Origin of the sequence: Psychromonas sp. Urea-02u-13, from assembly GCF_002835995.1 — a bacterium.
GTDB lineage: Bacteria > Pseudomonadota > Gammaproteobacteria > Enterobacterales > Psychromonadaceae > Psychromonas.
The window spans coordinates 32552-53825 of sequence record NZ_PJBZ01000037.1; the positions used below are offsets into that span (position 1 = coordinate 32552).

The 21274-nt window shown below is 38.8% G+C and carries 18 protein-coding genes; 10 read left to right on the forward strand and 8 right to left on the reverse strand.

Translation table 11 applies throughout. The annotated features are described in order from the left end of the window. Positions 1-30: 30 nt before the first annotated feature. Genes hemG through plsB form a run of 5 tightly spaced genes read right to left on the reverse strand, consistent with a single transcriptional unit; the run spans position 31 to position 5201 of the window. The gene (hemG, locus tag CXF74_RS01645) at positions 31-552 is read right to left on the reverse strand and encodes a menaquinone-dependent protoporphyrinogen IX dehydrogenase (RefSeq protein WP_101080659.1); all 522 of its coding nucleotides are present in this window, start codon (positions 550-552) and stop codon (positions 31-33) included. Beyond that, positions 553-2010, reverse strand: a complete 1458-nt coding sequence (locus tag CXF74_RS01650) for a TrkH family potassium uptake protein (protein ID WP_101080660.1) — start codon at positions 2008-2010, stop codon at positions 553-555. 11 nt (positions 2011-2021) lie between these two features. Further along, positions 2022-2648, reverse strand: a complete 627-nt coding sequence (locus CXF74_RS01655; protein ID WP_101080661.1) for a YigZ family protein — start codon at positions 2646-2648, stop codon at positions 2022-2024. Further along, complete coding sequence (locus tag CXF74_RS01660; protein WP_101080662.1) at positions 2645-3043, reverse strand: rhodanese-like domain-containing protein; 399 nt, start codon at positions 3041-3043, stop codon at positions 2645-2647. The genes CXF74_RS01655 and CXF74_RS01660 overlap by 4 nt, the downstream gene beginning before the upstream one ends. Before the next feature lie 34 nt (positions 3044-3077). After that, positions 3078-5201 carry a glycerol-3-phosphate 1-O-acyltransferase PlsB gene (gene plsB, locus CXF74_RS01665; RefSeq protein WP_101080663.1) on the reverse strand — a complete coding sequence of 708 codons (2124 nt, stop codon included), beginning with the start codon at positions 5199-5201 and terminating at the stop codon, positions 3078-3080. A 289-nt stretch (positions 5202-5490) separates the two neighbouring features. On the opposite strand from plsB, the gene CXF74_RS01670 reads away from it, so the two are divergent. Genes CXF74_RS01670 through CXF74_RS01690 form a run of 5 tightly spaced genes read left to right on the forward strand, consistent with a single transcriptional unit; the run spans position 5491 to position 10721 of the window. Beyond that, a complete protein-coding gene (locus CXF74_RS01670) occupies positions 5491-5856 on the forward strand; it encodes a diacylglycerol kinase (protein WP_442965907.1) in 366 nt (121 codons plus the stop codon). 22 nt (positions 5857-5878) lie between these two features. Then, a complete protein-coding gene (gene dnaB, locus CXF74_RS01675; RefSeq protein WP_101080664.1) occupies positions 5879-7279 on the forward strand; it encodes a replicative DNA helicase in 1401 nt (466 codons plus the stop codon). After that, positions 7272-8357, forward strand: coding sequence for an alanine racemase (alr, locus tag CXF74_RS01680; RefSeq protein WP_101080665.1), 1086 nt, complete (start codon positions 7272-7274; stop codon positions 8355-8357). The genes dnaB and alr overlap by 8 nt, the downstream gene beginning before the upstream one ends. Continuing rightward, positions 8347-9357, forward strand: a complete 1011-nt coding sequence (gene menC, locus CXF74_RS01685) for an o-succinylbenzoate synthase (RefSeq protein WP_101080666.1) — start codon at positions 8347-8349, stop codon at positions 9355-9357. Before alr ends, menC begins: the two co-directional genes overlap by 11 nt. Further along, positions 9342-10721 (forward strand): AMP-binding protein, encoded by a 1380-nt coding sequence (locus CXF74_RS01690; protein WP_101080667.1) that lies wholly within the window; start codon positions 9342-9344, stop codon positions 10719-10721. Before menC ends, CXF74_RS01690 begins: the two co-directional genes overlap by 16 nt. On the opposite strand, the gene CXF74_RS01695 is transcribed toward CXF74_RS01690, so the two are convergent. Further along, a complete protein-coding gene (locus CXF74_RS01695; RefSeq protein ID WP_101080668.1) occupies positions 10683-12953 on the reverse strand; it encodes a sensor domain-containing diguanylate cyclase in 2271 nt (756 codons plus the stop codon). The two genes, CXF74_RS01690 and CXF74_RS01695, sit on opposite strands and share 39 nt — an antisense overlap. Before the next feature lie 133 nt (positions 12954-13086). Between CXF74_RS01695 and lpxL the strand changes: the two genes are divergently transcribed. Further along, a complete protein-coding gene (lpxL, locus tag CXF74_RS01700) occupies positions 13087-14007 on the forward strand; it encodes an LpxL/LpxP family Kdo(2)-lipid IV(A) lauroyl/palmitoleoyl acyltransferase (protein WP_101080669.1) in 921 nt (306 codons plus the stop codon). A 182-nt stretch (positions 14008-14189) separates the two neighbouring features. On the opposite strand, the gene glnE is transcribed toward lpxL, so the two are convergent. After that, positions 14190-17027 carry a bifunctional [glutamate--ammonia ligase]-adenylyl-L-tyrosine phosphorylase/[glutamate--ammonia-ligase] adenylyltransferase gene (glnE, locus tag CXF74_RS01705; RefSeq protein ID WP_101080670.1) on the reverse strand — a complete coding sequence of 946 codons (2838 nt, stop codon included), beginning with the start codon at positions 17025-17027 and terminating at the stop codon, positions 14190-14192. Between the two features lie 216 nt (positions 17028-17243). On the opposite strand from glnE, the gene CXF74_RS01710 reads away from it, so the two are divergent. The 4 genes from CXF74_RS01710 to CXF74_RS01725 all read left to right on the forward strand — a co-directional run bounded on the left by CXF74_RS01710 (position 17244) and on the right by CXF74_RS01725 (position 19670). Further along, positions 17244-17657 carry a YjfI family protein gene (locus tag CXF74_RS01710; protein ID WP_101080671.1) on the forward strand — a complete coding sequence of 138 codons (414 nt, stop codon included), beginning with the start codon at positions 17244-17246 and terminating at the stop codon, positions 17655-17657. 190 nt (positions 17658-17847) lie between these two features. Further along, the gene (locus CXF74_RS01715; protein WP_101080672.1) at positions 17848-18531 is read left to right on the forward strand and encodes a PspA/IM30 family protein; all 684 of its coding nucleotides are present in this window, start codon (positions 17848-17850) and stop codon (positions 18529-18531) included. 84 nt (positions 18532-18615) lie between these two features. Beyond that, entirely contained in the window at positions 18616-19260 is a 645-nt protein-coding gene (locus tag CXF74_RS01720) for a hypothetical protein (protein ID WP_101080673.1), read from the forward strand. Positions 19261-19331: 71 nt separating this feature from the next. After that, on the forward strand, positions 19332-19670 hold the full coding sequence (locus CXF74_RS01725) for a hypothetical protein (RefSeq protein ID WP_101080674.1): 339 nt from the start codon (positions 19332-19334) through the stop codon (positions 19668-19670). Positions 19671-19735: 65 nt separating this feature from the next. Here the strand turns inward: CXF74_RS01725 and CXF74_RS01730 are convergent, their stop codons facing one another. Continuing rightward, complete coding sequence (locus CXF74_RS01730) at positions 19736-21073, reverse strand: hypothetical protein (protein ID WP_101080675.1); 1338 nt, start codon at positions 21071-21073, stop codon at positions 19736-19738. Positions 21074-21274: the final 201 nt, after the last annotated feature.

Sequence of the window (21274 nt, forward strand, 5' to 3'; positions counted from 1 at the left end):
CACTCACAAACTAAAAACAGCATTGTAGCGCTATAATGCAGAAAAATCTTTACTAAACACTGCAACTTTTGACCAATCAGTTAACTCTATATCTTGGCTTTTATCTGTACTGCCACCGGTCATTTTCATAATCAGTTGAATCAACAAGGTTTGCCACCAATTATAACGAGAATAAAGTAAGGCACCTGCAAACACACCTTTTAAACGAGGCTGCCATTGTGATAGCTGATCAAACTTAGCCATGTAAGCATTATTATCAGGACTCGCTTTTTCAGGTTTTCTCGCGGTTAAACACACTAAAAAGAAAGCATTTGGCAAGGTATCTAGCTGTGCTTGGTGCTTATTAACATAATTGAGTAAGTTTTTACGGAAGTTACCGTAACGAATAGAAGCCCCCACTAGCACTTTACTATATTGGCTAAAATCAATCTCAGGTTGCAGATCAATATCAAACATCTCTAACTCACCTTCAACCAATTCACTAATATGATTGATTATTTTTAATGTTTGTCCATCTACCGATGAATATAGAACAAGGGTCTTTGCGGTCATTTAATTTTTCCAAAAAACAGGGGTAAATAATACAAGTAAGGTAAATATCTCTAAACGACCAAATAACATCGCCACAATCATCACCCATTTAGACGCGCTGCTCACTTCATTAAAGTGCAAAGCAACTTCACCTAATCCGGGCCCTAAGTTATTCAACATCGCAACAGTAGCAGAAAATGAGCTTAGCTCATCCATGCCGGTCATTAACAGTGCCAACATACAGACAATAAAAACTAGCGCATAGGTTGAAAAGAATCCCCATACCGCTTCAATAACACGATCTGGCAAGGCTTTATTACCCAGCTTAATTTTATACACAGCTTTAGGGTGTACCAGACGTTTTAACTCACGCATGCCTTGTAAGTTAAGTAATAAAACACGTATTACTTTCAAGCCACCGCCAGTAGACCCTGCACAACCACCAATAAAACTAGAAAGCACTAATAAAACCGGTAAAAACAGTGGCCACTCCGCAAAAGAAGTGGTGGTAAAACCCGCCGTTGTTGAAATAGAAACTGACTGGAACAAGGCTTGTGAAAACGTATGTTCAATGGATTCATAAACATTATGATTGATTAACATGGTGAAACAAATGGCCGTCACAAACAGCTGAATGAAGATAAAAGCCCGTACTTCTGGGTCTTCTTTATAAATATTAAAGGAGAATTTTTTAGCTGAAAACGCACTAAAATGTAATGCGTAATTGACCCCAGAAATAATCAGAAACAGTACCGTGATAAAGTTAATAATATCACTGTCAAAATGGCCCATGCTGTCGTTGTAGGTTGAGAAACCACCAATCGAAACGGTTGAGAAGCTATGTCCAAGTGCATCAAAAAGGCTCATACCCGCAAGCCAAAATGCCATCATACAGGCCACGGTTAAACACAGGTAGACATACCAAAGTGCTTTTGCTGTTTCAGCAATACGCGGGGTCATTTTAGAATCTTTAATCGGCCCGGGGGTTTCCGCTCGGTATAGCTGCATGCCACCAATGCCTAACATAGGCAGTACGGCAACAGCTAATACGATAATCCCCATACCACCAAACCATTGCAGCATCTGACGATAAAAAAGGAAAGCTTTAGGCAACACTTCCAGGTCTTCAATCACGGTGGCACCCGTGGTGGTTAACCCTGAAAATGATTCAAAAAAAGCAGAAGCCACATTCATGTTAAGACTGGAGCTGATTAGGAAAGGAATTGCACCCACACTACCCAGTGTTGCCCAAAACAACACAACAATTAAAAAACCTTCACGCACTTTGAGGTCTTTTTTAGACTGTCGGTTAGGCATCCAGAGCATAAAACCAATAAATAATGTCACCACAAAAGCGGCGAAAAAATCTTGTCCGCCACCATCGGCATAAAAAGAAGCGATAGCAACAGGGGGTAACATCGTCAGGCTAAATAACCCAATCAACATACCCACAATACGAATAATGGAACGAAAAGCCACGTTAACTCACTTTAACTTTTTTCTGGGATAATTTTATTAACACGCACTTTTCCTTGTGTTAACGATTCAAGCTGTTTGATAAAAAGGTCAACTTGTTGCAGATCGATCTCAATGATTGCATCTACCGATTGTAGGTAATTAATTTGCACAATACGTCCAACACTATTAACTAACAAACCTTCTAGCTGCGCCATTTGCGCATAATCACAATCGACTTGGTATTGCTGATAAAAACGTTTTTCAACGGTTTCAACCTGTGGCAATAATTGCTGAATACCATTGCTATAAGCACGTACTAAACCACCCGTGCCTAACTTAATACCACCAGAATAACGTACCACTACCGCCATGATTTCACCAATATGGCAGCCCTGCAATAAAGCCATCATCGGTTTTCCTGCGGTGCCTTTGGGCTCACCGTCATCGCTACAGCCCATCAACACACTGTCTTTAGGGCCTGCGGCCACATAAGCCCAGCAATGATGTCGTGCATCTTTATGTAATGTTTTAATCTCTTGTAAATAGGTCAGTGCGGCCTGTTTACTGTCAACATGTGCAAGATAAGTGATAAAACGACTTTTTTTAATCTCTTCACTAAAAGAAAGCGTTTTAGTGATCACCGGATAAAGTTCACTCACGAAACAATACTCACCTTATAGTCTGCAGCTTGCCATGCTAAAAATCCACCTTCAACGGAATAAACGTCTTTAAAACCCATCTGCTTAAGTGACAAAGCAGAAAAAATACTGCGCGCGCCAGATCGACATAACAGGTAAATAGGCTGTTCTGCTAATTCATCGAGGTTTGAGAATCGTTGTTGTATGCTGCTATGACTGTCTATTTTCATTTCTAAAATACCGCGTGGTATTAATGCAGCATTCGCAATTGAGCCTTGTTTAGTTTCAGACACTTCACGAATATCAATGACAATCGCCTGTGGGTTAAATTGCAGTTCTTCATGCAGTTGCAACACAGAAATTTCTGCAACTTGGTCACGTAATTGCGCGACTAATGTCCGACCGTTAATTGCCATTTTGTCTTCCCAAACCCTGAATAATGAGGCTATTTTAAATCTCAGCCATTTTTTTATCAAATGGGTTGTCAATATGACCTTTTAGAAGCCTCAATTGTACCTCATCAAGCACGGTATATTTACCCTCTTGTGCAGATAATACTTTTAGTTGCACAAGTTTATTAATGGTTGATGTTGCCAGGTCACTGTCCATTTTATGGTTATTTAAAAAGTATTTTTGTTGTAAAAATGGGTAATGTTCGGCGCTCAAGCGAGTAATATTTTCATTCTTGAGTTCGTTATTTTCTGTGAGTAATAGACTAATCGTATGACAAACTAAGCTTGGTAAGACAAAAAGATGCACAATATTATTACGATAATAGTTCAGTACTAATGCTTGATTGTCTGAGCAACTCACGAGCTTATCAACAACTTGAAACTTATTCTGTTCAAGACCTTGTTGTAATACTTTCTCAGGCGTATTTTTTTCATAGGTCACTAAACTTTGTTCATCAGCTAACGCAAGCCACTGTTGATGCCAACTTAACTGCTGTAAAAAAAGCGTTTTATCGACCTGTTGTGTTGGATTAGCTAATAAAATAGCACCACATAATGGTAATGCATTCACCGCTGTCGCTTCATTAATATTCACCATCACTTTTTGAGCAATCGTGGCCACTTGATCTTTAAGCTGTGCATCAGAAACAGAGCCATTGCGCCAATCAGGTAACGTTTGATCAAAATGCTGCTTTACATTGATAGGCTCGCCAAAATTCACAAAAGCACGTCCAAAATTACCCAGTTTTTTAACAATACCTAATACCTGCCAGATACTTTCAGACTCTTTCTTTTGACCTGCCTGCTCTTTAACGTAAGTATTTACTTCCATAATATGGTCGTAACCAATATAGATAGGCACGATAATCACATTACGCTCTGGTTGTTTGAGGTATGTTTTTAACGAAGTGGCTAATAATCCCGTTTTAGGTTGTAACAATAATCCCGAGCGACTTCTGCCTCCCTCGGTAAAAAATTCAATGGGATAACCCTGTTTAAATAACATCGCAAAATAGGCATTAAACACTTCGGCATAAAGCGGGCAATCTTTAAAAGTACGACGTAGAAAGAAAGCACCAGAACGCCTAAAAATAGGTCCTGCAGGAAAGAAGTTTAGATTTACCCCAGCGGCAACATGTGGCGGAACAAGGCCTTGTTCAAACAATAAATAAGAAAGTAATAGATAATCCATATGGCTACGATGACAAGGCATATAGATGATTTCGGCGCCACTTTGGCAGGCTTGTCGTACGGCTTGCGCATGATGCACTTCAATACCGCGATAAATGTAGTTCCAAATGCCTTTTAAAAGAAAACGAAAAACACGTAAAAAAGTATAAGAAAAATCGGCACTTATTTCCTTGAGATAACCACGACATTGCATTTCAACTTCAGACTCTGAGAGTTGCCCACTTTGCGCGGTTTCTCTTATTATCTTTTGTAATGCAGGTTGGCTGAGCACCGACTCGATCATCTCTTTACGATTTGGCAGCTTAGGACCGATACTACTGCGTTTTTGAAAATCAAAATAACGCATCGCTACTTTTGCTAATTTATAAGCAAGTTGCTGTTGTTCATCGCGTTGGCTCAATTGTTTGATCGAAATTGGCTGGTTAAAACGCACCAGATGATCTTTGCCATGCTTTAATACAATTAACGATTTATGAAATATGCCTACTCGTCCTTGCTCACGTAAGTCACACCATGATTTTTTACCTTCACGCCCGGGGTTTCTTCCCCAATAGAAGGTAACAGGGATCAATTGAATATCGAGATTTTCATGGGTTTTGTGTAGATCTAAAAGCTGTTGGTATTGCTCAAGGTAAGGCGCGTCTTGTAATTGCGGTGCTTTAGAGGCAAAGAATGACCAATTATGAATAAATATTAACGCGCTCACGCTTTGACCATGAACATTGATAGGCAGATAAGGATCCGGCAAGCCCGCTTGTTTACAGCTTGCCTGTAACCCAAGAAGATCACTTGCATTATTCTGCTCAACGACATAAATAATAGGCCGTTCACAGTCAATTTTTAGCTCATTAACGGCTTGAAGAGGTACGTGATTACTCGTCACCCAAATACGATTTATAAAACGAGAAAAAAGAGAACCTTTAGCTAGCACGAAACAACCTTAAAAATGATAATCAAAGGCGCTATATTAGCACAAAAGTGATTTGCAAATATCAGCAGCACTAAAAAACCCGTCACAGCAGGATGGCAATATCAAAAAATGATAATTACAGCAAGTTTGTTGCATTTATCTCGCTAGGTATATGTGAGCATTAAAAGAAGAGGTGATTCAAACGTAAATCAGCAAGAATGAATAAACAATCAAAAGGATTAATTATTACAAGTGATCTTAACTAGACCTTTTGTTAAAGTAAGCCTCTTAATCACTTGTAACAGGTCTCATGATGATGCAAAAAAACACCGGCTTAAAACGTATTATTCTTGCGTTAGGATATTCCCTACAGGGGCTAAAAAGTGCATTTAAGCATGAAGCAGCTTTTCGCCAAGAGTTATTGCTAGCAGTTATCTTCATTCCCCTTGCTTGTTACCTTGATGTTTCCCAAATTGAGCGTATTTTGTTAATCACGCCACTTATTTTAGTCATCATCATTGAAATAATTAACTCTGCCATTGAAGCGGTCGTTGATAGAATTAGCACAGAAAAACATGAACTCGCAGGCAGAGCAAAAGATATGGGCTCAGCCGCTGTTTTAATCGCGCTACTATTAACTGCATATATTTGGATAGAAATCCTTTTTTTAGCATAACCCCAACCCGTTAGGATTAAACATGGCAGACAAAGGCCCATACTCTGCAAAGAGTAAAACTAAAACGATTTCCCCAATTAAGTCAGTGCCTCATTCATTTGAAGCAGAACAAGCGGTCATCGGTGGTTTATTACTTAATAATGATGCTTGGAATGATGTTGCAGAACGCGTTGTAGAGCGAGATTTTTATCATCGCGCACATCGTACGATTTTTGGCACTATTGAAAGCCTCAGTGGCGAAGATATTCCCGTCGATTTAGTGACACTTTCAGAGCAACTTGAAAATAATCAAGAGCTTGAAGGTGTTGGTGGTATCGCGTATTTAGCTGAGCTATTACAAAATACGCCTAGTGCAGCTAACATCAATAACTACTCTGATATTGTTCGTGAGCGTGCCATTGTACGTGAGCTTATTGGTGTTGCTAATGAGATTGCTGAAGCCGGTTATGAAACAGAAGGTCGTGATAGCGCCGAGCTACTTGATTTTGCCGAGACTAAAGTATTCCAAATAGCAGAAGCACGAAGTAATAAAAGTGAAGGCCCACAACCACTTAAAGATATTTTAAAAGAGACAGTGGCACGTATTGACGACCTTTGTAAAAATCCACGCGATGGTATTACAGGGTTATCATCGGGTTATAACGATCTTGACCAAATGACCACAGGTTTCCAACCAGGCGATTTAATCATTGTTGCGGCACGTCCATCGATGGGTAAAACAACTTTTGCCATGAACTTGGCCGAGCATGCGGCTTTAAACTCTGACAAACCAACCATTATCTTCTCGTTAGAGATGCCCGCGGATCAAATCATGAACCGTATGTTGGCGTCACTAGGTCGTATTGACCAAGGTAAAATCCGTACCGGTGCCTTGGACGAGAACGATTGGGCTTCTTTATCTTCAACCATGTCTATCCTGCTTAACCAAGGTAATATGTTTATTGATGATAGCTCAGGTCTAACACCGACAGAGTTACGTTCGCGCGCCCGCCGTATCGCACGTGACCATGGCGGGGTTAGTATGATCATGATCGATTACCTGCAATTAATGCGTGTTCCTTCATTAAGTGAAAACAGAACATTAGAAATCTCAGAAATTTCACGATCTCTAAAAGCACTTGCAAAAGAATTACGTTGCCCTGTTATTGCCCTTTCTCAGCTTAACCGTGGTCTGGAACAACGTGCTGATAAACGCCCAATTAACTCCGATTTACGTGAGTCAGGTGCGATAGAGCAGGATGCCGATTTAATCATGTTTATTTACCGAGATGAGGTTTATAACGAAGATAGTAACGATAAAGGCATTGCTGAAATTATTATTGGTAAACAACGTAACGGTCCGATTGGTAAAATACGCTTAACTTTCCAAGGTCGTTATTCTCGTTTTGATGAATATACAGGCGCAGCTTACCAAGATGAATAACACTAGCGTTACACGGGCAGTTATTAATTTAAGTGCTCTGCAACACAACCAGCAAGTATTGAAAGCATATGCTCCTAATAGCCAGTTTTTAGCGGTCGTTAAGGCAAATGCTTATGGTCATGGCATGGTTGAAATTGCACGCAACCTTTCGGGAATTTATGCCCTGGGTGTGGCACGTTTAAATGAAGCGTTAGTATTACGTCATGCAGGCATTACAACACCGATCGTTCTATTTGAAGGTTTTTTTCATGCTGATGACCTGGAAACCTTAGTCACGCATAATCTACAAACTGTAATTCATTCAGAACAACAGCTTAATGCCATTATAGAGTGTAAATTGGATCGCCCGTTACAGGTATGGTTAAAACTCGATACTGGTATGCACCGTTTAGGCTTTCAGGCAGAAGAATTTGAGCAGGCTTATCATCGCCTAGCAAGCTCAGCTAATGTATTACAGCCAATCAATCTAATAACGCATTTTAATTGTGCTGATGAATTAGATAATAATATTACAGCCACGCAAATTAATACTTTCAAATCGCACATTAAATCAAACAGTGGTTTGAATTCATTAGCAAATTCAGCAGCCACACTCGCTTGGCCAGAAACACATGCCGATGTTATTCGTCCTGGTATTGCGTTATATGGCGTGTCCCCCTTTGCAAATAAATTGGCAGAAGACTTTAACTTACAACCGGTAATGACACTCAAATCACAATTGATTGCCGTACGTGCTCATCAAGCGGGTGAAAGTGTTGGTTACGGCGCAACATGGACAGCAAAAAGTGATACAACACTTGGCGTAGTCGCAGTGGGTTACGGAGATGGTTATCCACGTATGGCACCGGAAGGCACGCCTGTTTTAGTGAATGGTCGCCTTGTACCGATAGTCGGTCGTGTTTCGATGGATATGTTAACTGTCGATTTAGGCAACAACCCAACAGATAAAGTCGGTGATGACGTCACTTTGTGGGGTGAAGGTTTACCAGCAACAGATGTGGCTAATCATATTGGCACTATCGCTTATGAATTAGTGACTAAGCTTACCTCGCGTGTTGCTTTGCAATATGTGCCATAAACAGCCCCTAGTTAACATTTCTCAGGCAAAATTATTTGCCTATAAAATCCCCTTTAAAAGAACAATGCAATTTCAAGCCTTTCAATTAGATCATCGCGAAGGGCTGATATTACAATTAATCGATAATGAGGGGGGTAAATACCTATCTGAAATTGCGCCACTGCCAGGTTTTAGTAAAGAAACGTTTACTGACGTTAAAACTGAAATGATTAATATGCTTGCAACAAAATGGTGTCAATTAGCAAAATATAATAGTCATTATAAAAGCATACAGTTCGCCTTAGACAGCCTCTTTATAAACTGCGGTAAAAAGGTAAAAACACAGCAGGCTGAAGTGGATAATATCCCCCTTTTACAAGGTGATAAGATTTCCATCGAGGCGCAATATAAAAATCTAGGCCAGGTAAATCTTATAAAGTTGAAAGTAGCCAGAGAATGCGTTGACTCTGATATTGCTGTTTTTAACATGCTCTGCCAATTAAACCCTTTATTAAAAATTCGTTGTGATGCCAATCAAGCGTGGAGTAAACAGCAAGCAGCTTCCTTTTTTAGCGCGATTAATACACAACAACTTGATTACATTGAAGAGCCAACCTGCAACCATCAAACTAACCTAGCCCTTGCTGAACAATATAATGTGTACTTAGGATTAGATGAAACGCTGCAAAACAGTGATTTTTGTTATCAACACCATCACAGCATCAAAGCCTTTATTATTAAACCCACCTTAATAGGTCATCTCAAAAAAATAGACCAATTAGTCTCTATTGCTCAAAAATATGGCCTAATGCTAAGTTTTAGTTCCTCTTTTGAATCTGTTATTGGTTTACAGGCATTAAAAAATTTAGCGAGCTACTATATAGCTCAGCCAAAGAGCCAAGCACTTGTTATCTCTTTAGGTATTGATACCTTAAAATATTTTGATAGTACGATGCTAATCGATGCTCAAAAAATGGAGCAGGACTGCCAACAATTGGAGCTTTTATGGACCAGCCATTAAACCTAGCGCCACTTCATTTTTGCCCTGTTGCCTGGCAAGCACAGCTAAACCCGCATCTCATCGCTATACAGCTTGATGATCAGCAGATTAGCTTTACTGAGTTACACCAACGCGTTGATGATCTAGGCCAACAGTTAGTTAAATTATCAATGAAGAAAGGTGATCGATTAGCCTGCATTGCCCCTAACCGTTTGTCTTTAATCTTATTGCAGTTCGCCTGTTTACGGCATGGTTTTATTTTCTGCCCTATTAATGAAAAATTTAACCAAGCAGAAATCCAACAGCGTTTAACCTTATTAAATACGGCCTTTATTTGGCAAGAAAATACAGCTAATAGCCTCGACTTAAATTTTAAAAAGACAATACAACAAAGTGCCACTGCGCACCCTATTCAACTTGATGCGAGCGCTGTGATTAGCATTATTTTCACTTCGGGTAGCAGTGGTTTCCCTAAAGCGGTGATGCACAATTTCAGTAACCATTATTACAGCGCATTAGGTTCACAATCCGTTATTCCTCTTAGCTGTGGCGATAACAACTTGCTCAGCCTGCCTTTATTTCATATCAGTGGTTATGCGACTGTGATGCGCACATTACTTGCAGGCGCAACCTTGCAATTATTAAATACAAAAATAAGTACAGAGCAATTATTGAAAGCGAAAATAACACACCTTTCACTAGTCAGTAGTCAATTAATCACGTTATTGGAAGATGTAAATTTCCACGCTAACTCACTGGTCATTAAACATTTGTTATTAGGCGGCAGTGCATTTCAAAGTGCGCTTTTAGAGCAGGTTAAAACACGCGGTTTTGCCTACCATCTGAGTTATGGATCTACTGAAATGGCCTCGCAGATTGCAACCTCTACCAATGACGAAATATTAACGTTATTGCCATACCGTAAAATGAAAATAGTTGATAAAGAGATTTTATTAGCGGGTGAAACACGATTTGTAGGTTATTTTTCTAACCCAAAAATTGCAGAGAACAGTTACTTTTCAAGCTCTGATCTGGGTGAATTAAGTGGTAACGTAATAAAAATAAGCGGGCGTAAAGATCGTCAGTTTATCTCTGGAGGCGAAAATATTCAGCCCGAAGAAATAGAGAAAATACTATTAACCTTTTCAGGTTTATCACAGGCTTATGTTTTACCGATCAACGATTCCCTCTATGGTCAACGCCCTATCGCATTTATTAAATGGGATAATGGCGATCAAGGCACACAACTGAAAGCGTTTATGGAAGATAAACTGATCGCGTTTAAACGCCCCCTGCATTACCTCACTTTTCCTGAGCAACAGGGTATGAAACCCAATAAAAAATTATTAACTGATATTGCGCTTAAGCTGCTGCTCGTAAACTAGCTTTTCACATTGATCTAATAACAGCGCTAAATCTTTATGTGTTTTACTTGAATATTGCACAATACCAGTATCAATTAAGAGTTTTAACTTGTTTTTCGGTTGTAAATTATATTTCTGAATATTTAATTCTAAGCGAACAAAGTGGCCACTATCCGCCAAGGTATAGTCACTGTCATTGAGCAAAACGACAAATTCATCGCCACCAATACGCGAAATTAAATCGGTATCACGGAAAGTATCATTAAGGATATTTGCAAAATCTCTTAACAACGCATCACCCGCCTGTTCACCATACTGATGATTTAATTTACGCATGCCATGAATATCAAAATGTATGGCAAAAAATGGCTTCTTAGTACGTTGCGCTAATCTAAAGTAATTTTCACCACTACTCATCAAGCCACGTAAATTCAGTAATCCTGTTAACTCGTCTGCCACAATAAGCTCATGTGCTTTGTCCTGTAAGCTCTTGGTTCTACTAATGTCGGTACTAATTTCAATAATGCCACTTAATACCCCGTGATCGTCAAATATAGGCTTAAAATCGATAGAAAGTGTTTTGGTATGTCCATGGTGATTATATTTTATCGTTTCAACATGCGTGGCAATACTCTCCTCTTTTGCCTTTTTAAGTGGGCAAACTTCAGGGCTACATTGCATACAAGTAAACAGCTTTTCACATGCAGCATCAAGTAACTGCGATGTTTTATAACCACTGAGTTTTTCAAACTCTTTATTCACTAACTTAACTTGTTTATCACGATTAAAGATTCTTAATCCAACCGGCAGGCTATTCATCAATTGTGTTTGTAGCGCTAATGCTTCTTCTAATTTCTGTTGTGTCGCCACTTCTCTTGTTTCATTAACAATAAAACCTAATACGCCTGCGACCTGCTGATTCTCTTTTTTAACCACAAACAAAGAGGTATTGAGATTTATAACCCCTACTTCATCAATCACACTCTCTTTAATATACTTTCTGCCACCACAATCTAACAACTCCGTCGCTGATGTTTGCAAAGCTTCAGGCTCATTATCAAATGCCTTGTCCTGATCAGCAAAAAACAGGTCTGGTGCAAGTGCAAAGTGTTTAAAAAAGGCAGTATTAGCCCCTTTATAACGGTTTTTATCGTCTTTACAAAAAACAGGGAAAGGTAATGCGTCAATCATGCTTTTATAGAAACTTAAATTATTTCTATTGTTTTCATTTTGTCGATAAAGATAATAACAGAGTAAAAAAAACAGAGAGATAACCAGCAATAACAATATATTACGGTTTTTCTTACCGATAGTGACACTGGGTTTAGGTGCGTAAGTGAATAGGTGCCCGACCACGTCACCATTGATATTACTTAAGGGTAAAAAGTTAATAAAACCCTCCTGCCCTTTGAACTTCTCTAACATGGAGAAGGCATCTACTTTTAATAATGCCTCTTTGTGAGCCTCAGTAAACGTCGCTTTTAAACGTAAAAATTCCTGTTTTGTCACCTGAAGGTGACGTTTCTTATTCTTCTCTTCTCGTTTTAATACGTAATAAGCATCTGATAAAGCAGCTTCTTCGTAGAGTTTCCACTTATTGCGGATATCTAATAACTGTCTTTTAGAAAACATAAACTGGCTAACCGCACCATATTTCGCAAAGAGAAATTTTTGTACATTGATTAAGGGTAATCCCACTTCTGCAACGGCAATTAACGCATGATGATCATCAAAAATAGGAAAGAAAAAACGATACAGGTAAACACCATCCTGCAATGATAATCCTGAATAGGAGACATGGTCTTTAATGACCTTTTGTAATCCTACGTTGTAAACTAATTCCTTATCAAAACTCTGGTAAGGAGAATCTAAACGCAGTAATGGATGCCCATCAACAAGGTATATCTGCTGTTTAGGGAAATGCTGACGACTACTCTGGAATTTAAAATGTAATGACTGATACAAACGTTCTTTGATTAAACCCAACGATTGATCATCTGGCGCTTCACTTGCTTCTTGTAATAAAGAGGTGATTCTTGAATGGTTAAACTGTAATTCAAATAATAGAATAGCTGCTTTTTTGTTCTGTTCCATTACCGTGTTATAAGAATTTTTAATCTCTTTTTCAATCTCTTTGATCTGTGCTTTATTACCTTGATTATCAACAATAAAATAAATTAAAGCCGTGAATAGCATGATACTAAGCAGTGCTAAAAAAAATTCAAAATAGTGGCTACGTTTAGTATGCAACATCTATAATTCCATCAAAAATAAAATAAAGAAATACCTATTTTAATGAAAATTAAAAATTAATCCGAGACAAAATAGGCATTTATGGGAATATTCGGTAGAATTATTTTATTACCTTTAACTTAAGTGGTCATATATGGATACATACAAACTCAACGTTGCTTTCTGCCATCCTAAATATTGGCTAGCTTGGTTAGGTATTGCGGCGCTTTTTATTAGCTCATTCCTCCCCTACAGTGCACTTCTTTTTTTAGGGCGATTATTAGGCCGAAGCGCGACCTTTTTTGCCCAAGAACGTGGCAACATCGCACGTCGTAATATTGCTCTTTGTTTCCCTGCACTTTCAGAAAAAGAGATAGATAACAAAGTTAAATTAAATTTTGAAAACAGCGGTATTGCGTTATTAGAAATGGGCATGGCGTGGTTTTGGCCAAGTTGGCGTGTGCGTGGTTTATTAAAAGTGCGTGGCGCAGAGCATGTTGATAAAGCGATTATTAATGGCCAAGGCATTATCTTTTTAGGGGCGCATTTCCTTACCTTAGAGATGGGTGCACGTGCTTTAGGGTTAAGCCAACCTTGTAATGCTGTATACCGAAAACACAGTAACGCCGTACTTGATTACTGGTTTTATTGGGGAAGAATGCGCGAACATAAAGCCATGTTAGACAGAAAAGATTTTAAGGGCATGTTACGTGTTTTAAAAAATTCAGATGCGCTTTGGTATGCACCCGATCATGATTACGGAAAACATAAAAGCAGCGTATTTGCGCCTTTCTTTGACGTTGAAAATGCCAATACCGTTGCAGGTACAAGTACCCTTGCACGAGTAAAAAACAGCTGTGTTATTCCTGTTTTCTTAAAACGTTTACCCGGCACAGAAGGTTATGAATTAATCTTTTATCCGGCACTGGAAAACTTTCCAAGCAAAGATATTGAAGCGGATACCACACTCACCAACCAACAGATTGAAAAAATGGTTTTAGAATGTGATGACCAATATATGTGGATGCATAAACGTTTTAAAACACGCCCTGAGGGTGAAGCATCTTTTTACTAGCGTAGGTTCATCTATACCCATGCTACCTCAAGATGCTTTGTCAGGCACAAGCTCGGTAATCAGGTCAAGGCGCCACATGAGGTAATGGTCATTCCCTTTCCGATTGTTGTAACACAGAGCTGCCGTGGTTGAATAATAAGCGAGCTTGAGTCCCGTAGGGCAAGGCAACTTGCAGCAATTTACTAATCTAAAAACTGTTCCCATATCTTTATCACTGCTTGGCACTCTGCTTCAATACTCTTTTTATCAACAATACGGGTTTGTTTATTAAGGGTTAATCGATGAGCTGCATCACGAATCACGTAATATGCCTTATTTAATGATTTTTCCTGTGTTTCCGTTAATAATTGCAACTCTTTACAAGTTTCAAAAATACGTAAATTATCAGACCATTTACATAATGATTTATCGCATTCTGCCGCATAAGCCAGCACTAAGTATTGCGCAATAAACTCAATATCAACCATGCCACCCGGCGATTGTTTAAGGTCAAACAGCCCTGTTTCTGCGCGATTAAGATGATCACGCATTTTTTTACGCATATCAGAGACACTTTTTGCGAGCACTTTTTTATCACGAGGCAACGACAAAACAGACTCTCTGAGTGTATTAAACTGCGCTAACAGAATATCATCTGAAAATACCGCACGTGAACGAACCAATGCTTGATGTTCCCAAGTCCATGCGTCATTACGCAAGTACTTTTCATAACCTATCATGCCTGCGACGATAGGCCCTGAATCGCCAGAGGGGCGTAAGCGCATATCTATTTCATACAATATCCCCGAGTTAGTGCGTGCACTAAATAGGTGGATAATACGTTGCCCTAAGCGGAAATAGAAAAGTTGGTTATCAATAGCTCGGCGGCCATTGGTTTGCCCTGAAATCTCACTATCATGCAAAAACACGACGTCTAAATCGGAACCGTAACCAAGCTCAAAGCCCCCCATTTTTCCATAACCAATAACGGCAAACCCTTTACGATCGGTATCAATCACATTACTTGGCATGCCAAATTTCTCGACCATTTGAGCCCATGCAATGTGTATCACATAACCCATTAATGCTTCACTTAAGTAGGTTAAGTGATCACTCACTTTAGGCAACTCAATCGCACCGGCAATATCCGCAGCCGCAATACGTAAAAATTGCATCTGTTTAAATTGGCGTAACGCTTCCATTTGCTGCTCCATATCCTCTTCTGGGACACGTAACATAAATTGGCGTAAATCGGTTTTATAGTTAAGTAACTCTGTGGGATTGTACAAATGTTGCGGATCAAGTAATTCATCCAATAAGATAGGATGGCGACCTAACTGAGAGCTAATACGCGGACTTGCATGGCATAATTTTAATAATTGCTTGAGCGCGCCCTCGTTTTCATTAAGCAGCTCTAAATAAGCAGTACGGCGCATGATTTGTAATAAAAGCTCTGTTATACGCTTCATTAATTCTGCAGGACTTTCGTAAGCACAAATCTTCTCTACTATTTTAGGTAGTAACTTGGCCATTGTCTCCTGCCCACGAGTCCCCATTGGACGTTTATTAATATCGTCTTTAAAACTAAGTAGTATTGCGCTTAACTGTGTCGCAAGGGTTTCTGTAATGCCTTTTTCAATTAATAGGTCGATAGTCTCTTGCGTGGTTAAGTCCAAGGCCCATAATTCACAAAGATCTTGGTCAGAATGTTTTTCATCCTCATTGTCTCCCACTACCCAGTTGAATTCATCATGCACATTTTTCATCACCCCATTTAGCTTCTGATAAAAACTATCCCAATCATTAAATTGCATAACCTGAATAAGACGACATTTATCTAGCTCATTGGTGGGTAATGTTTGTGTTTGCTGATCGCCAATTTGTTGTAGGATATTTTCCACACGACGTAAAAAATGATAAGACTCAAGCAAACAGTTTATGCGCTCAGCAGGTAACGCATCAATCTCCCCAATCACCTTTAAGGTTTCTTGCAAGCCTTTACACTGCAGTGTAGGCGTTCGCCCCCCATGAATTAATTGAAATGCTTGTGCAACAAATTCAATTTCACGAATACCACCGGTGCCAAGTTTAATATTATCTTTTAGCCCTTTACGGCGTACTTCAGCACTGATCATCGCTTTCATTTTTCGTAATGATTCAATGGCACTAAAATCGATATAACGGCGATAAACAAAAGGACGTAACATAGCCTCAAGCTCTTTTTTATATTCACCCTCTTCACCTATCACACGCGCTTTGACCATTGCATAGCGTTCCCATTCACGCCCGTGACTTTGATAATAATCTTCAATAGACGCAAAACTGGTGACTAAAGGCCCAGAGTCTCCAAAAGGACGTAAACGCATATCAACACGATAAACAAAACCATCTGCAGTAATCTGATGCAGTGCAGCAATAAGGCGTTGCCCAAGCTTAATAAAGAAGGTCTGATTAGCAATCACACGGCGACCCCCTTTGGTTTCACCATGTTCAGGATAGGTGAAGATGAGATCAATATCTGAAGAGAAGTTGAGCTCTCGTCCGCCCAATTTCCCCATCGCAAAGATATACAAGCTCTGTTTAACACCCTCGGCATTAAAAGGTGTGCCCTGCTCAGAGCATTGTTTTTCATATAACCAGTTCATACCTTGTAAAATAAGTTGGTCGGCTAAAAATGAGATATGCAAAAAACTCTCTTCTAACGAGGCTTGGCCAAGTAATTCTCGCCAAGCAATAATAACCATGTGTTTACGGCGAAATTGGCGTAATACCTTATGCAGTTGGGGTTCATCATTGGTGGCATTTAGATTATTTTCTAGCTCTTCTTGAAGCGACACGGTTCGGTGCGCTGAAACCAGTAAACCACTGTTATATAACTCTGCTAATAGCTCAGGCTGCTTGATTAACGAGTCAGCAATAAAATCACTCAGTCCAAGCACTGTGTTTAATTCTGTTAGTTGAGTTTCATTACAAAAAGTCAGGTCGACTCTTTCATTAAGATTTTCAAGATGATGAGAAGCGCAATCGGAGAGTAAAGACATAACAGCAACCTATTTTTATCAATAAAGCAGTTAACTTAGCAGTTGTGTGAAAGATGATCAGTAATAAATGCTTTTAAGCATTGAAAAATAACGTCATCTCCGCAATATTACCTTTACAGATAAAAAAATAAAAAACCAAACCGCTTGACATATAATGACTGGCGGACTAAATTAGTTTTCAACGAGACATTAAATGTCTTTACTCTAAGGAGCATTATGAATATTCATACAATAGCGACTCATTTAAACCAGTTGCAAGATGCAACAGAAACAGGGTTTAGTTTTGACTGTACACCGATTGATGGTGATATCGATGTATTACAAGTTGAAATGGTTGGTCGTGAAGAGATCCCTATTTTTCTCTCTATCAGTGATAACCAAATTTTATGTATCGCTTATTTATGGGGTGAAGATGAAGTAAAGGCAGACTTAAAAGCCAATATGATAGAAGCGATGTTAGAACTGAACATCCCAATGCCACTTTCTTCTTTTGCAAAAGTTGAAGATAAATACGTGGTTTTTGGTGCACTATCCATCAACTCAACACTTGATGATATTGAATTAGAAGTGGTCACGCTAAGTGATAACAGCTTAGAAGTAATCAGCGCAATGGAAACTTATTTAAAGTAAAACCAATTAGTTAACTTAGTTAATAAATGATGTGTTTTATACAAAATAAACAGTAAGTGCTCAGAACTAAGCCATTTATGATTAGTTCAAGGCGAAAGCGCAGTTTAATGGCTTAAATGAGCATTTTTTAACGACGAAATAGGCCTAAATGGCGACGGCCTGAGTAGTTACAAATAAGTAAGGAAATATTATGAGCATATTTAAAAAAATCATTACAGCAATACGTGGTGGCGCTAGTGAAGCCGGTGAAGCAATCGTTGATGCAAATTCAACACGTATTTTTGAACAAGAGATCCGCGATAGCGAAAAGCATATTACGATTGCTAAACGTGACCTAACTGAAGTCATGGCAAAACAGATGCAAACCGCACGTGAACTTGCACAGCTACAAACAAGCATTAAAGAACATGAAGGTTATGCGTTGCAAGCGCTTGAGCAAGGTAACGAAGCATTAGCGATTGAAGTTGCTGAGAAAATTGGCGAATTGGAAATCAATGCAGCTGACCAGCAGCAAGCCAATGAAAGCTTCCTAAAGAGCTCAGATCGCTTAAAAGTACTTATTAAAAAGAGTGAGCGTCAACTAACTGATTATAAACGTCAGTTAAGCATGGTAAAAACAACTGATAGTGTGCAAAAAGCAACATCAGCGATTACCAGTAACTTTACGGCAAGTAACTCGAAACTATTAAATGCAAAAGATTCATTAGATCGCATTAAAAAGAAACAAGCTAATTTTGATGATAAGTTAAAAGCAGCTGAGCAACTAGATGCAGAAAATGACGATAGTTCGCTAAAAGCGAAGTTACAAGATGCAGGTATTGGCGCACAACAATCAAGTGCACAATCAATCTTAGATCGCTTAAAAAACAAATAATTAATCTCAAGATAGCAACACGAGTACCTTTTCGGGGCTCGTGTTTTTTGCGTTTTGATTTGACTAAAAAGTAGAAGGTAATCGATGAGTTTTTTTAAATCTCTGTTTGCTAAAAAACAAGCGCTACCAACACGCTCGCTGGATCATGCTTCGCAATTACAACTGCGTGACCTTTTCACTTTTAGTGATAGCTTTGCATTACCACAAGCCATGCGAAAAATGCAGCTACAAGTGAACGAAATCAACACACTTGAATTTAAACATGAACATTATGCTCAAGTAATAGGGCAAGGTGCTGGCTCACAGCTGGTTTATCTCAGCTTCCCTAGCAACCCACAACAATTAGTTAAATTAAGCCTTTTATTAACACGTGATGATGTTGAAACATTATTTGATATGGATGACTTCTCAGAAATATTTGAAGCCCCAGGCAAGGCACGATTAAAGCCATTAACAAATACCCACAACTATGCCGATATGATTGCAGATGAATATATTCAGCAAGACTTTATGACAACGGGTTATTTACATCGACAGGACTATAGAGGCGCGACACCGCCACAATACAATGAAGATAAACATGGTCAAGAGTTTGAGTTTTATTCACTGCAAGGTGGCCAAGAAAAACGCTTCATAGACATATTTATATTTGAAAATGGCGACACAGATGTGTACCTTTCATTTCTACGACCAGCGAATGAAATTGCTGAATTGTGGATAAAAGAGTAAATAAAAGAATCGATAGAAGAATAAATAGCAGTATAAAGGGCGAATCATGATGAAACCAAAGGAGAGCAAACATGCCACACGGTAAATTACCTGAAAAATGGCAACAATCTGCCAAAGTTGTAAAAGCGGTACAGATTGCCTTTGATATGGATAGTAAGCTGCAATATAGCATCCGCCGCAGCGCACTTGATAAAGGTGTTAGCCCTTCTGAGCAGATTCGTCATCTATTAGAATTACCCACCCACAAAAAGCCAAAACGTCCACGTTTAACTGTGAGTTTAAGTGGTGAAGATTATCAGTTTTTAAGCCTGCGTTACGATATTCCCGCAGATGAACAGCTAGAAATTAAAAAGCAGGTAATCGAAGAATTAACACAGTTTGCTTTGCAAAGTGAATTTCATAAAAGTTAGTTTTTAGCTTTATGACAGACAATAAAAAAGGAACCGAGGCTCCTTTTTTGTTATCTGGCAGCTAGCTATGGTGCAACTACTGGTGCTGCATCGTCAACTACAGGAATAGAACAGAAAGACTCTATTCCTTTAGGTGTAATCATAGTAAATGTTGCATTACCTTTAACAACGTCATTTAGTTCAGCTTCACGTTTTAAGGTTACTGATAAATCAAAAGAGTTTGCTACCTTTCCTATCACCGTCCAACTCTTTTTAGTTCCTTCTAACTCACCATTTCCAACTTCCATCGAAATAGTTGTATCACTTGGAGGGATATTGTTATTTTCATCTGATACAGACACTACAAATTTAACAGAGTCGCTACCAGTAGCAGTTGTCAGATCAACTTCAGTAATTGGTGCCCCTGCTTCATCAGTAAAATCACAAGATAAATCACTACCTGAAATTACAATTTGAGCGGAGGTTGAAAGCTCAATTATATTTCGTACACAATAACCCGCAGTATCAGCCTCTTTAGAGCACAACATACCAGTATATTTTCCATCACCATTAATATCGGTAAAAGCTTCACCTTGGGTATACAGACCATCTCTATTACTGTCAGTAAAGCTTTCTTCGCCATCTGTATAGGCTGTTATCAATGCGCGATAACCCACTACATGTGGCTTGGTAGATTTCCATTCCATAGTACATTCACTGCCTACTGTAGTGCAGAAATCACGGTTTCGATCGGGATCGGTTATTCTTCCGGAATTAGTTGAGAAATATACCGTTGTACCATCTGGCACAGCTGACAAATTTACTCCCCCGCTTAAATATACCGTAATAATATTAGAGGTAATAGACTCTAATGCTTCAGGAGAATGATTTTCCTTTGCTAATGTAAAACCAGCTTGCACAGGATAACCTGTAGAAATGCTTAATTTATTAGAAGATTTATAGATTTCAGAATCACTTACAAGCATTACTTTCACAATAACAGAACCTGCTGCATAACCTGATTTAATCAATGTACTAACTAAACCATTTTCATCAGAGGTTGCAGTATCAATAGCTAATACTGTACCCGTTGGAGGGTTAATTAATTCAAAGTTTACCACCTCACCTTCGATACCTTCACGATTAGCATCTGCAATCTTAAAAGACACCGTAGCAACTTCATCTGTACCAACAGCCCCCACTCCCTTTATTGTTATCCAGTCCGATGAAACACCCTCATAAGAAAAATAAGATGCTTTACCAGTCTCCTCATCAATAATAGGAACATCAACCTCAGGATCTACAACAGGCACATCGGTATCTGGAACACTAGGTTCAGTTTCTTTATCACCATCTAGGCTCCCCCCACAGGCTGTGAGTAATAATGCTAATAGCGTTATTGTAGAAATAGATAAAAATCGCATGCAAATTCCTTTTTAAAATAAATAGTTAACAGATCAATTCTTAACATTATAAAGGAAAGATTTTTAAGAAAACTATTTATTATCATTTTTTGCTATGTTGCTCGCCAAGGTCAACGCTCTTGACTTTAATTACAATACATTAGCAACATAATAAACAATTTAAAGTAACAAAAAAGGCCAGCGAAGCTGACCTTTAAAATA